Origin of the sequence: Gellertiella hungarica (assembly GCF_014197145.1) — a bacterium.
Taxonomy (GTDB): domain Bacteria; phylum Pseudomonadota; class Alphaproteobacteria; order Rhizobiales; family Rhizobiaceae; genus Gellertiella; species Gellertiella hungarica.
The window spans coordinates 271,155-284,269 of record NZ_JACIEZ010000005.1; the positions used below are offsets into that span (position 1 = coordinate 271,155).

9 protein-coding genes are annotated in these 13,115 nt (G+C 66.9%); 5 read left to right on the plus strand and 4 right to left on the minus strand.

Annotated elements, in window-relative coordinates; translation table 11 throughout:
- Positions 1-602: 602 nt before the first annotated feature.
- Positions 603-1,064 (minus strand): YcgN family cysteine cluster protein, encoded by a 462-nt coding sequence (locus GGR23_RS14565; protein WP_183367020.1) that lies wholly within the window; start codon positions 1,062-1,064, stop codon positions 603-605.
- 413 nt (positions 1,065-1,477) lie between these two features.
- On the opposite strand from GGR23_RS14565, the gene GGR23_RS14570 reads away from it, so the two are divergent.
- From GGR23_RS14570 to GGR23_RS14580, 3 genes are all read left to right on the plus strand, one after another.
- Positions 1,478-3,643, plus strand: coding sequence for a transglycosylase domain-containing protein (locus GGR23_RS14570; RefSeq protein WP_343066688.1), 2,166 nt, complete (start codon positions 1,478-1,480; stop codon positions 3,641-3,643).
- Positions 3,644-3,807: 164 nt separating this feature from the next.
- The gene (locus GGR23_RS14575) at positions 3,808-5,097 is read left to right on the plus strand and encodes a calcium-binding protein (RefSeq protein ID WP_183367022.1); all 1,290 of its coding nucleotides are present in this window, start codon (positions 3,808-3,810) and stop codon (positions 5,095-5,097) included.
- Positions 5,098-5,288: 191 nt separating this feature from the next.
- Positions 5,289-6,887: a calcium-binding protein gene (locus GGR23_RS14580; RefSeq protein WP_183367023.1), complete on the plus strand. Its 1,599-nt coding sequence runs from the start codon at positions 5,289-5,291 to the stop codon at positions 6,885-6,887.
- A gap of 689 nt (positions 6,888-7,576) precedes the next feature.
- Here GGR23_RS14580 and GGR23_RS14585 read toward each other — a convergent pair.
- Entirely contained in the window at positions 7,577-8,674 is a 1,098-nt protein-coding gene (locus tag GGR23_RS14585) for a DUF2336 domain-containing protein (protein ID WP_343066689.1), read from the minus strand.
- Positions 8,675-9,179: 505 nt separating this feature from the next.
- On the opposite strand from GGR23_RS14585, the gene GGR23_RS14590 reads away from it, so the two are divergent.
- The gene (locus tag GGR23_RS14590) at positions 9,180-9,353 is read left to right on the plus strand and encodes a hypothetical protein (RefSeq protein WP_183367024.1); all 174 of its coding nucleotides are present in this window, start codon (positions 9,180-9,182) and stop codon (positions 9,351-9,353) included.
- A gap of 39 nt (positions 9,354-9,392) precedes the next feature.
- Here the strand turns inward: GGR23_RS14590 and GGR23_RS14595 are convergent, their stop codons facing one another.
- Both GGR23_RS14595 and GGR23_RS14600 read right to left on the minus strand, forming a co-directional pair.
- On the minus strand, positions 9,393-10,052 hold the full coding sequence (locus GGR23_RS14595) for a DUF1254 domain-containing protein (RefSeq protein WP_246365437.1): 660 nt from the start codon (positions 10,050-10,052) through the stop codon (positions 9,393-9,395).
- The gene (locus GGR23_RS14600; RefSeq protein WP_183367025.1) at positions 10,045-10,632 is read right to left on the minus strand and encodes a DUF1214 domain-containing protein; all 588 of its coding nucleotides are present in this window, start codon (positions 10,630-10,632) and stop codon (positions 10,045-10,047) included. The genes GGR23_RS14595 and GGR23_RS14600 overlap by 8 nt, the downstream gene beginning before the upstream one ends.
- Before the next feature lie 492 nt (positions 10,633-11,124).
- Between GGR23_RS14600 and GGR23_RS14605 the strand changes: the two genes are divergently transcribed.
- Positions 11,125-12,921 (plus strand): methyl-accepting chemotaxis protein, encoded by a 1,797-nt coding sequence (locus tag GGR23_RS14605; protein ID WP_183367026.1) that lies wholly within the window; start codon positions 11,125-11,127, stop codon positions 12,919-12,921.
- Positions 12,922-13,115: the final 194 nt, after the last annotated feature.

The window sequence follows — 13,115 nt, forward strand, 5'->3', positions numbered from 1 at the left end:
TGTCCCCCCGCCCGCCTCCCGGCTTCTTCCCTCGGGCCATGGACGCGGGCGGGCGACAGGACCCCATAGCCCCTCGCGGGCTTTTTTTGTGGCCGGCGGCGCTCAAGGGGGGAGATTAAAGGTCGAGTTTGCGGATGTGCACCCCCCTCTGTCGGCTTCGCCGACATCTCCCCCTCAAGGGGGGAGATTGAGGGTGCCTCGCGCGGCGTCGAGTTTGCCGCGCCGCACCCCCCTCTGCCCCTGCCGGGGCATCTCCCCCTCAAGGGGGGGAGATCGACTTCGTGGTTTTTGATTTCCCCAAATAACAAGTGTCTCATTTGCAGTTACGTTTGCGAGGGACTGCCCGCATCAACCCCATCCCGATCTCCCCCCTCGCGGCGAGCGAAGCTCGTCCGCCTGGGGGAGATGCCCGGCAGGGCAGAGGGGGGTGCGGTGCGGCAAAGGAAACACAGTGCGAGGCACGGCCAATCTCCCCCCTTGAGGGGGAGATGTCGGCGAAGCCGACAGAGGGGGGTGCGGCGCCGCAAACTCGACGCCATACAGCGACAGAGGGGGGTGCACCTCGGCAAACGCAACGCCTTGCGGGATGCACCCCCATCAACCTACCCCTTGTCGTTCCCCACCGTCAGCGGCCAGTCGACGAGGTAGTCCTCGTAGTCCTCGACGTCGATGCCCTCTTCCGCGACGATGCGGCCGCGGACGGAGATGCCGGCGGCGTGGACGGTGTCGGGGTCGCCGGAGACGAGCGGGTGCCACCATTTGAGGTCCTCGCCGTCGCGCACGAGGCGGTAGCCGCAGGTGGGCGGCAGCCAGGCGATGTCGCGCACCGCCTGCGGGGTAAGCTGGATGCAGTCCTCGACGATTTCCTGGCGGTTTTCGTAGGAGCGGCAGCGGCCGGTGTCGCCGTCGAGCAGCCGGCAGCCGATGCAGGTGAAGGCCACCTCGCCCGTATCCCAGTCCTCGAGCTTGTTGAGACAGCACAGCCCGCAGCCGTCGCAGAGGCTTTCCCATTCGGGAAGCGTCATCTCCTCCAGCGTCTTCACCTTCCAGAAGGGTTCGCTCATGGCATCGTCACTCCGCGGCAGGGGGCGAGCCCCCTCGAGGGCCCGGCCGAAACCGGCCGCCTTCAGCGTCGCGGGCGGTGCCGCCGCAGGCCGCCCTGCAACGGGAGCATGCGTGCCGGCAACAGCCAACGACAAATTGCATCTTTTTCGGCGCCGGCCTGTTGTCGGCCCTTGTCCTTTGCCTCGAAATCGCCCAACAATCGGGACCGGAGGCCGGCTGCGCCGCCTTCAAGACCAAGCTCTTGGCCCCTTCGGCGGCAAAGGTCAAGGCGGGTTCGGAAATGGCTGCGGCTGGCAAACGGGCATTAAGGATTGGCACCCTTCATGGTGCACCAGCGGCGTGCTGATTCGGACGGCAAGACGGACCGGCCGGAGCACGTCCCCTCTCAAGCAAACCGGGAATGCAGGCAGGCGTGACGGACAGGACCCCACCCCCGAATGGCGGAAAAAGAAAGCGCTTCCTCCTGCTGAGAATCGATTCCTGGATCGATTCGGGCCTGTGGAATGCCGGCTATCGCGCCGCCGAGATCTGGGAAGAGATCACCATCTTCTTCCGCCGCTTCCGCGTGCGCGGTCTCACGCGCGCGGTCTTCGAACTGATGGGCGAGGCCGCGACCTGGGGCACGGCCGGCGCGGTGCTGATGCTGGCGCTCGCCCAGCCCGCCTTCGAGGCCACCAAGGGCGACTGGAAGAACCGCGGCGATTTCGCCGTCACCTTCCTCGACCGCTACGGCAACGTGATCGGCCATCGCGGCATCATCCATGCCGACAGCGTGCCGATCGAGGAGCTTCCGGACCATTTCGTCAAGGCGGTGCTGGCCACCGAGGACCGGCGCTTCTTCGATCACTTCGGCATCGATTTCTTCGGCCTCGTGCGCGCGATCAGCGAGAATGCCCGCGCCGGCGAGGTGGTGCAGGGCGGCTCCACGCTGACCCAGCAGCTCGCCAAGAACCTGTTCCTCTCCAACGAGCGCTCCATCGAGCGCAAGATCAAGGAGGCCTTCCTCGCCGTGTGGCTGGAGGCCAACCTGTCGAAGAAGGAGATCCTGCGCCTCTATCTCGACCGCGCCTATATGGGCGGCGGCACCTTCGGCGCGGCAGCGGCGGCAAAATTCTACTTCGGCAAGAACATTACCGACGTGAATCTCGCGGAAGCCGCCATGCTGGCGGGCCTGTTCAAGGCGCCGGCGAAATATGCCCCGCATGTGAACCTGCCGGCAGCGCGGGCGCGCGCCAACGAGGTGCTGACCAACCTCGTCCAGGGCGGGCTGATGTCGGAGGGCCAGGTGGTGGCGGCGCGCCGCAACCCGGCAACCGTGGTGGACCGGGGCGAGATCGCCTCGCCGGATTTCTTCCTCGACTGGGCCTTCGACGAGGTGCAGCGGCTTGCCAGCCGCTTTCCCGAGCATACGCTCACCGTGCGCACCACCATCGACATGGGGCTGCAGCGGGCGGCGGAAGACAGCGTGGAAACCTCGCTGCGCGAATTCGGCGAGAGCTACCGGGTGAAGCAGGGCGCGCTGGTCATGATCGAGAATGGCGGGGCGGTGCGCGCCATGGTGGGCGGGCGCGATTACGGCGAGAGCCAGTTCAACCGTGCGACGAAGGCGCTGCGCCAGCCGGGCTCCTCCTTCAAGGTCTATACCTATGCCGCGGCGATGGAAAAGGGCATGACGCCGGAAACGGTCGTGGTGGATGCACCGATCACCTGGCGCGGCTGGTCGCCGCAGAACTACCACAACTCCTATTCCGGCCGGGTGACGCTGACGACGGCGATCGCCAAGTCGATCAACACCATTCCCGTCCGGCTGGCCAAGGACGTGCTCGGCATCGACGCCATCGTCAACATGGCCAAGGCCTTCGGCGTGGAAACGCCGATCCGCCGGGACAAGACCATTCCGCTCGGCACCTCGGAGCTGACGGTGCTCGACCAGGCGACCGGCTATGCGGTCTTCCCGGCGGGGGGCGTGCAGTCGCGCCGGCACGGCATCCAGCAGATCGTCTCCGACGACGGCCGGGTGGTCTACGATTTCGACCGGGACGAGCCGCCGGCCCGGCGCGTGCTGTCCGAACAGGCGCTCGCCTCGATGAACACGATGCTGGTGCAGATCCCCGTCATCGGCACGGCGCGCAAGGCGGCGCTGGAGCGCGGCATCGTCGTCGGCGGCAAGACCGGCACGACCCAGGCCTATCGCGATGCCTGGTTCATCGGCTTTACCGGCAACTACACCACGGCGGTGTGGTTCGGGAACGACGACTATACCTCGTCGAACAACATGACCGGCGGCTCGCTGCCCGCCATGACCTTCAAGCGGCTGATGGACTATGCCCATCAGGGCATCGAGCTTCGGCCCATCCCCGGCATTGCCAATCCGGAGCCGGCCGTTCCCGAAGGCGAAGCCCCGGACGAGGGGCAGAAGGTGGCGGAAAACCAGGATACCGGCCTGCCCCTGATGCCGCCGCTCCAGCGCCCGCGCTCGCTGTCGGCCGATTCCACCCGCCTGATCCGCGAGATCGCCGCCGACCTGAAGACAGCCCCTGCCCTGCCCGACCCCGCCAAGGTGGGCAGCGTGGAGTGATCCCCTTCCCGGAACCCGCCGGCAAGCCCGCCGCAGCCACCCCTGCCGGCGCGGATGGGCTCCCGTTCACGTTTTCTTGAAGCTGTGCACGACTGCGATTCGGAACGTTGTTATTTTCTTATATTCGGATATAAAGCCGCCATTCATCGATACAGGAGATGGCAATGGCAACATACTCGGGAACGCCGGGGGACGATCTGCTCGTCGGGCGTCAGGCAGACGACAGGCTTGTCGGTTACGCGGGGAATGACACGATCGACGGCAAGGGCGGGGCCGACCGGATGGAGGGCGGACCCGGCAACGACTATTACTTTGTCGACAACCTCCGGGATGACATTGTCGAGCTGCCCGGCGAGGGCTTCGATACGGTGCAGGTTTCCGTTTCAGGCTACACCATGCCGAACGAAGTGGAGGCGATGGCCGTCGAGGCCGGCGTGAGCGTGGCCCATGGCAACAGTGCCAACAACAGGATGGTCGCCATGCTGAAAGGCCCCGGCGTTACCTTGTACGGGCATGGTGGCAACGACGTGATCTGCGGCTCCAACGGGAACGACTTTCTCTATGGCGGCGACGGCAACGACGAGCTTGCCGGGTTTGCAGGCACCGATGTGATTGAAGGCGGCGACGGCAATGACGAAATCCTGTCCGGGGCCGGCGGCGTCATGCGCGGCGGCGCGGGCGACGACATCTACCGCATCGCCATCGGCAGCACGGCGAAAATCGAGGAAAATCAGGGCGAAGGCATCGACTATGTCTATGTCTACGGCAATACGGATTACACCCTTGGCAGCAATCTCGAGCATCTGGCGTTGCGCGGCAAGAGCAATCTTTCCGGCACCGGCAACGAGCTGAACAATGCCATCACCGGCAATGGCGGCAACAACCTGCTTGCCGGCCTCGGCGGCAATGACAGCCTGTTCGGCGGCGCCGGCGAGGATACGCTCGAGGGCGGGCTGGGCAACGACCGGATGCTGGGCGGCTACGATCGGGACACGCTGAACGGCGGCGCGGGCGCCGACTGGCTGGACGGCGGCCAGGGCTTCGACCTGCTGACGGGCGGCGCCGGGCGGGATACCTTCGTCTTCGGCACCGCCTATTATCGCGACAAGGCGAGCTCCAAGGTGCTGGGCAGCACCATTCAGGCCAATGCCGACCTCATCACGGATTTTGTCTCCGACGAAGACCGGATCGCGCTCAGCATCTCCACCTTTTCCGCCCTTTCCGGGCTGAAGCCGGGCGCCGTGCTGACGAAGGACATGTTCGTCGAAGGCCCCTATGCAAAGGATGCCGACGACTTCTTCCTCTATGACCGGACGACCGGCAAGCTCTGGTACGATGCGAATGGGAGCGCGGCCTTGGACGGCTGGACCGGCCGGCGGCTCGTCGCCACCTTCACCGACGAGAACAAGAACCACCCCAAGATCGTGGCTTCCGATTTCTTCCTGATCGCCTGACGGCACGGCGGGAGCACGGCTCTCCCGCCGTTTACCATTTGATTCCCTAATTTACACTCCCTTCATATTTCCGTTGATGCACGCGCCTGCATGCTTTACCGCTTGTGGTCGCAGGAAATGCAGCCTGAGCGGGTGGAGCCGCCGGGGCCGGATGCGGGCAGGGATCGAGGAAGGGAGTTGCCGCCGTGGACATGCCGGGCATTGGGGAAGAGGATGATCGGCTGGCCTTTGGCCCCGCGGCCCAGGATGCCGACGAGGACTTCGGGACCGGCGCCGGCCTCTACGGCGAGGACGATCTCCCGGGCGGCGCGGACTTTACCGAGATCGCGGAGCCACCCGCCGGGGACGGCGCATCGACCCGGCGATCGCCGATGGACGGCATGGACGGCCTTGCCCCCGACGACGCCGGGCTTGCGCCGGACGACGCCTCCACCGATGCGGTTACGGCGCTTTTCGCCACCCTCGACCATGCCGGACCGGACACGCCGGACAACTGGCTCGCAGCCCTCCTCGCGGCGCTTTACGGAACCGGCGACGACGGACCTTCCGCCGGCAACCCCGCCGATGCGGCCGGGGGCGAAACCGACGGCACCGGGGCAGACGGTGCCGGGGCGGAGGCGGACCTTTCAAGCGCCGTGGCGGACCTTTCGGGCGCGGATAAGGACCTTGCCGGCACCGGAGACCTTGCGGGTGTGGAGGGGGACCTTTGGGGTGCGGAGGAGGACCTTCCGGGCGCGCAGGGTGACCTTTCCGGCACGGGAGATTTTCGGGGCGCGGGAGACCTGCCGGATACGGGAGACCAACCGGATACCGGATGTTTTCGGAGCGCGGGAGACCTTTGGGGCACGCTAGGGGACCTATCAGATACGGGAGACCTTCCGGGCGCACAGGAGGATCCTTCGGACACGGGACCGTACAATTCGGGCGTGCAGGAGGGCCTTCGGGAACCGGAGGGGCACATTTCGGGCACGGGGGTGGATTACCCGGCGTCCATCGAGACCGGGGCGGACGGCCTGCCGCTTTCCGAATTCCTCTCCGGTCTCCTCTCCCCCGAGGCGCTTTTCGCCCTTGCGGCGGCTGGCCTCGACCTTCCGCTCTTCCGGGCCGGTCTCCCGCTGACGGACGGGAGGGCGGCGGGTTATGAAATTCCGGAGGATGCCCTGCCGCCGGCCCTTTCCGACGGGCCCGGCGACGGGGATGCCACCGCCCTTTCCGCCGGCACGGACGAGACCGAGGGCAGCCCTGAGGACGACGTCCTGATCGGCTTCGGCGGCAACGAAACGCTTGCCGGCGGCGATGGCGACGATGTGATCGAGGGGCGCGGCGGGGCGGATCTCCTGCGCGGCGATGCCGGCAATGACGCGCTGTCGGGCGGCGATGGCGACGATGTTCTCTCCGGCGACGCGGGTGACGACCGCCTCGCGGGCGGCGCCGGCACCGACTGGCTGGATGGCGGCGAAGGCCGCGACACGCTCGCGGGCGGCGCCGGCGCGGACCGCTTCGTCTTCACCGGCTTCAAGCAGGACGCCGGCGACAACCGCATCCTCGACTACAGCTTCGCGGACGGCGACGTGATCGACCTCACCGCCCTCCTCCCCGGCCTCGCCACCGCCGCCGACCTCGCCACCTGGCTCCGGCTCGACACCGGGGACGGCCACCGCACCCTCTCCCTCCTCACCGCCCCCGACACCCCCTTCACCCCCCTCGCCACCCTCGACGGCACCGCCCCGGAACCGCTGCGCGTGCTGTTCCTGGACCTCTCCGGCTCGATCGGCATGGGGGTGGTGTGAGGGGCGCGCCGGGGGCGGGGCACTCCTTTGGGATTCGCACGGGGTGGCGTTTGCGGATGCGCACCCCCCTCTGCCTCGCGCAGCGTTGCGTTTGCCGAGGTGCACCCCCTGCCTCGCGAAGCGTTGCGTTTGCGGATGCGCCCCCCCTCTGACCTGCCGGAGCGTTGCGTTTGCGGATGCGCACCCCCCTCTGGCCTGCCGGCCATCTCCCCCTCAAGGGGGAGATCGGATGGGGATAATGAGGGCAGTTCCCAGCTACCGTTCTGCGGATGAGACGCTCGTTGTCTGGGGAAATCAAAAACCGCAATGTCGATCTCCCCCCTTGAGGGGGAGATGTCCCGGCAGGGACAGAGGGGGGTGCGCCTGCCGCCCTCCCCGCACGTCGAATTTGCCGCACCGCACCCCCCTCTGGCCAGCGAGGCGTTGCGTTTGCCGCACCGCACCCCCCTCTGGCCTGCCGGCCATCTCCCCCTCAAGGGGGGAGATTGGATGGGGTGCATGATGGCAGTCCCTCGCCACCGTTTCAGCAGATGAGACGCTGATTGTTTGGGGAAGTCATAAAATCACGGTCGATCTCCCCCCTCGCGGCGAGCGAAGCTCGTCCGCCTGGGGGAGATGTCCCGGCAGGGACAGAGGGGGGTGCGGTGCGGCAAACTCGACCCCACCCCCACAACCTCCGGCGGCAATCCTTAGCGGCGGAAGCGGCGGAATTTGGCGTCTTCGGCCTTGCCGGAGCCGGCGGCGGGGAAGGAGTAGGTGTCGGCGCGCAGCCAGCTGTCGACGCGCAGGTCGCAGTCGCGCTGGTCGAGCGACTCCAGCAGGATCTCGGCCTTGGTGCCGTGGCCCTCGCGCACGGCGAGATGGGGGTAGATGCCGGTGAGCACCTCGGCGGCTTCCTCGTCGGGCATGCCGAGGCTGACCAGCGTGGTGGCGAGCTGCAGGCCGGACATGTCGAGCAGGATGCGCTCGGCGAGCCAGCGGGTCGACGACAGCGCGTAGGAGAGCGCGGTGGTGAAGAGGCCGATCTCGCCGGCCTTGGCGAAGCGGGCGAAGAGCGCCATTTCCACGGGCTGGATGTGGCGCAGGCCCTGGCGATCGTTTTCCGGCGGGTTGAGATGGCGGGCAAGGGCCTTGATGTCCTGGCGGAGCTTTTCCTCGCGGGCAAGGCGATCGGCCTCGGCCGTCGGCGCGGCCTCGCTGGCGGGGTTCATGGAAATCGCGCTTTCCGGTGCGGTTTCCTCGGTCTCCATCCGGTATTCCTCCTGCATCCTCTCGGTGTCCTCTGTCAGCCCAAATTGTTGGCTGGGCTGGAGAATGGTGGGCTCCTGTGGCCGTATTGCGGCAGTTTGCGAAGGCTCCCGTCTTTTTTGCTGGCGCTCGAAACGAAGCCCGACCAGCGCATCGATGACGGCGGGAGAGAGATGGTCGCGCCGGGCAATGGCGCGCGCATGCGGCTCGCCCTCGCGGCTGGCGATCTCCACCAGCACGGCATCGGAAATGACGGGAACGCAGGTGAGGAAGACGGCCGCGATCTCGATCGGCTGGCGCCCGAGAAACAGCGCCACCGCATCCGGCACATGGGCGCAGCGGCTCAGCGCCGCCGCCGCCTGCCGGCGGGCCTCGTCGGTGGAGGCGAGGAAGAGCGGCGGGAACAGCTCGGCAAACTGCTTGAGATCGGTCTTGGAAGGCAGTGCCAGCGCCTCGAAGCTGGTCACGGTCGCCAAAAGCACCACGTCCTTCTTCCGCATGGCGAGCGGTCGTTCGAGCTCTCTGAAACGGTCGTCCACGGCACTTTCCCAACAGGTTACGCAAGACTTGAAATTTCAATTTAGATCAAAATCGTTAGCGAGCTGTTAACTATCCTGTGGCTGAATCCTCCCATGGACGGCGGATTCGCACCCTTCGCGCCGCCGCTCCTAGCAGGGATCGAAAAACCGCCGGAAGTTGCGTTCATTTTTATCGACCGGCGGCAGGAAAACGATCTGAATTTGCGCGAAATCAAAGCCGGGGGGCTTATCCGGTGGCAGGTTCCGCGCAGAAACCGGGCCGGTTCGAAGCCTCAGGCAGAGGCGGCGGCAGGCTCAAGACAGATCTGGGAAGGGCGCAAATGCGACCGGATGCTTCCCCGCCCCCGATGGCCCGCCGGGCCGGAACCGGGAGCCCGCCTCGGAAGTTACCACCATCGGTGACGGTAACCTGAGGGCATCCGGATTGCGCCAGCCCGCCGCAGCCGGCGGGCAGGGTGAAATCGGTACTTCGTTCATCCGTCTCATTGTTCGAATGGAGACGAGAATGGCCACAGTGATCAATCTGAAGGACCGCCAGCGGCAACGCCGCCCGGCACGCGACACCGTTCTGCCGGAGGGCGGCGCGCGCATCTATCTGTTCACCGGGGTACGCTACGAGCGCTACCAGCCGGAAATCCGCCCGAAGCCGACCGGCACCAGCCGCGCCGGAAAGCGCTGAGGACAACGGGTTTTTTCGGGAAAGACCGCCGATGCCGGATCAGCCGGGATCGGCCGGGGCTTCCGCGGGGGCCGCACCCGATGCCTCCGGCTTCCAGGTGCCGCATTCGGCGCCGCCGAGGAAATCCGCCACGTCGGGCCTGTAGCTCGGCGTCGGCGACAGCGCCCGCAGCACCGCATAGCCGCCGCTTTCGGGCATTTCGACGAGGATGGACTGGGCGAGATCCGGCGGCAGCGCCTTGCGGATCGCCGGAAGGGCGGCCGGCGTGCCGATGAGGATGTCGAGCGCCCCGGTCACGGCCGTACGGTCGCTCATGCTGTAGATCTCATTGGAATTGCGGTCGTAGATCGCCACCGACCAGAAGGGCACGTCGCCATCCGCATAGAGGCGGACGGGGCCGTTTTCGAGCGAGACGATGCAGGCGGCCACGCTCATGAACGGGTCGTCGCTGACCAGCTGCTCGCGCACCGCATTGCCGGAAGCGCCCGCATCGAGCGCGCCCCTGTCGCCGGCAAGGCCGCGCAGCGTGCCCGCCTCCCGCGCGCCGGCAAGCGGATGGAACCGGCCGGAAGGCCCGAGCGCCTCCACCCGGCGATAGGCATCCGCCTTCACGAAATGCGGCAGCGCCAGGATGATCACCACATGCAGGAGGGCTGCGCCCACAAGCCCGGTGAGGATCGCGTGGAAGAGCCTAACCATGGGCGCACTCCCGCTTCTGAAGCGTCGGCATGGCGAGATCGATGAGGCCGGAGGAGCCCGCCGTCGGCGTGTCGAGCAGCGTCAGCACCAGCCGGAAGGGGCCGGCCTGCGGCAGCGCCAGCCAGTTGCCGGCCTGAGCCTCCCGCGACAGCGTGACCTCGAAGGTACTGTCGGCCTTGCGCGCGACGATGAAGGAATTCAGCCCGTTCGGCCGGCCATCGGCGGCAAGCCCCGCGCCGCCATCCGGGCGGGCGATATAGAGCGTCCAGGCGCGCGCAATCGGCGTCTGCCCGGCCATGACATAGGTGCAGGCGGCATCGAGCCGGTTGCCGTCGTCGTCCTCGTCTGCCTGGAACACCAGCCCCTCGGCGCTGCCATAGAGCAGGCGTCCGCCCTTGGCGCGGTGGGCCCGGGCATAGGGATCGGCAGCGGAGGTCTGCGCATCGGGAAAGGCCTGCCAGGCGCCGAGCCGGATCGACCCGAAACCGGCCGTCGCCTCGAGCAGCTTCAGCGTCGAGACGATGCCTCCCGCAAAGGCGATGGCCAGCGTGATCGCAACAAGAAGGGGAACCCGGAACATGGGGTAAGCGGCAGCCTTTGCTTTTCGAGACAGCAGGCGAGACCTATCACTGATTCCGTTTCAGAAAAAGGCACGCCAGAGGCGAAAGATCGCGGCCATGGCAACCGGCCGAGACGGAAAACATGACACTTCCATAAAATAGGACATCTGTTTTTAAAGACCGCTTAATATATCGGGCGCTTTACTATTCATCACGACAATTGTCTTCCATCTGGCCAATGCCGGATGCGGAGATGCGCCGCGGCGGCATGAGCGCCGGGCGTCTTGCGGGTCCGCCCTCCCCGCCGCGTTTCCCCTTCATGAGGAAGGGACGTCTGCCAATCTGTTCCAGTTTCCGTTCCGGACCGGGCGCTTGCGCTGCCCGGCTCCGCCAGGCCGCCCGGACAAAGGCGCGCGGGCAAGGGCCCGCCCTTCCGGGGGCATCATCAGTGAAGATGCGGCGATCCGCGGCCGGGGGGCGTGCGGGCGTGCCGTTTCGCGAAGGAGCATGACGTGACCCTGAAAAACAAACTCTTCGCCTGCCTGGGGCTGCTGGCGATGGCACAACTTCTTCTCGGGCTCGAGGCCTATCACGCGCTGACGGGCATGACGCGCTCGATGGAGAGCATCCTTCAGGACCGCGTGGTGCCGATGGAGCACCTGAAGAAGATTTCCGACCTCTATGCCGTCAACATCGTCGACACCACGCACAAGGTCAACAGCGGCGCGGTGCAGCCGGCCGAGGCGCGCGGCATCCTGGAGACCGCCCGGGCCGACATCGAGCGCCTCTGGGAGAATTATGCCCGGACCACCATGACGGAGGAGGAAAAGCTGCTGATTGCAGATTTCCGCGCCGCGCAGAAGAAGAGCGAGGACGGCCTGAACCGGCTGGCCAGCCTTTTCGAGGCGGGCGACGCCCCTGCCCTCCGGCAGTTCGCCGACCGCGAGCTCTACCCGCTCGTCGATCCGCTCGCGGAGCCGATCAACCGGCTGATCGCGCTGCAGATCCGGGTGACGGACGAGATGCACGGTGCCGCGCAGGAACGCTGGAGCCGTACAAGGCTGATTTTCCTCGGTCTTTCCGCCATTGCCCTTGCGGTGCTCGGCACGAGCCTCTTCGTGGTGCAGTTCGGCGTGGTCAAGCCGCTGGCGCGGATCCGGTCCTGCATGCTCAGGCTTGCGGGCGGCGAGCTTTCCCTCGAGATCTACGGCGACCAGCGCCGCGACGAGGTGGGCGAAATGGCAAAGGCCGTCGCCGTCTTCCGCGACAACGGGCTGGAGCGCGTGGCGCTGGAGGCGGAAGTGGCCCGCCAGCGCGCCGTGGCCGAAGCGGAGCGGGAGCGGCAGGAGGCCATCCGCGCAAAGGCCGCCGCCGAAGTTTCCCATGCGGCCGGCGAAATCGCCACCGGGCTGACCGAGCTTGCCGCGGGGGTGATGACCTATCGCATCGACCAGCCCTTCGCGCCCCATCTCGACAGCCTGCGCCAGACCTACAATGCCTCCATGGACCAGCTCGAGGCGGCGCTTCTGCTGGTCGGCGAAAAGGCCGGCGCCATCGAGGCGGGCACCCGGCAGATCCGCGACGAGGCGCTCAATCTTTCCCGCCGCACGGAGATGCAGGCGGCCTCGGTGGAGGAAACCTCCGCCGCGATGGAGGAGATTTCCTCCACGTCCATCCATGCCAGCCACCGCGCCGGAGAGGTGGGCGCGATGGTGCAGCGCGCCCGCGAAGCCGCCGAAACCTCCGAAAAGGTGGTGGGCAGCACCGTGGAGGCGATGACCTCCATCGACGGCTCCTCCCGGGAGATCGCCAGCATCATCTCGGTGATCGACGAGATCGCCTTCCAGACCAACCTGCTGGCGCTGAATGCCGGCGTGGAAGCGGCCCGCGCGGGCGAGAGCGGCAAGGGCTTTGCCGTGGTCGCCATGGAGGTGCGCGAGCTGGCACAGCGCTCCGCCAGCGCCGCCCGCGACATCAAGCAGCTGATCAACCGTTCGAGCGAGCAGGTGCGCCACGGCGTGGATCTCGTCGGCCGCACCGGCGAGGTGCTGCAGCGGATCATCCACGAGGTGCGCGACATCGGCGGCCATGTGCATTCCATCGCCGAGGTGAGCCGCGAGCAAACGGCCGGCATTTCCGAAATCAACGCCGCGGTGGCGGTGCTCGACCAGGGCACCCAGCAGAACGCGGCGATGGTGGAGGAAACCACCGCCGCCTGCAACCGGCTGGCCGAGGAAACCGAGGCGCTGGCAAACCTGATTGCCCGCTTCACCCTGTCGCGCAAGCCGCACCGGCTGATGGCCGCCTGACCCGACCGCAACCGCAGGACGCCCCTTGCGCCACCCCCCGAGCGGGTGGCGCAAGGCGCGCGTGCCCGCAAAAAACCTGTGTCAACAGTCTCTTAACGCGGCATGCCCTGAATTATCGCGTATGACTTGTTGGGTGGGGACGGAAAGCCTTCCGAAAGGCGGGACGGCGAAAGTCGCCCCATCGGGACGCTTCC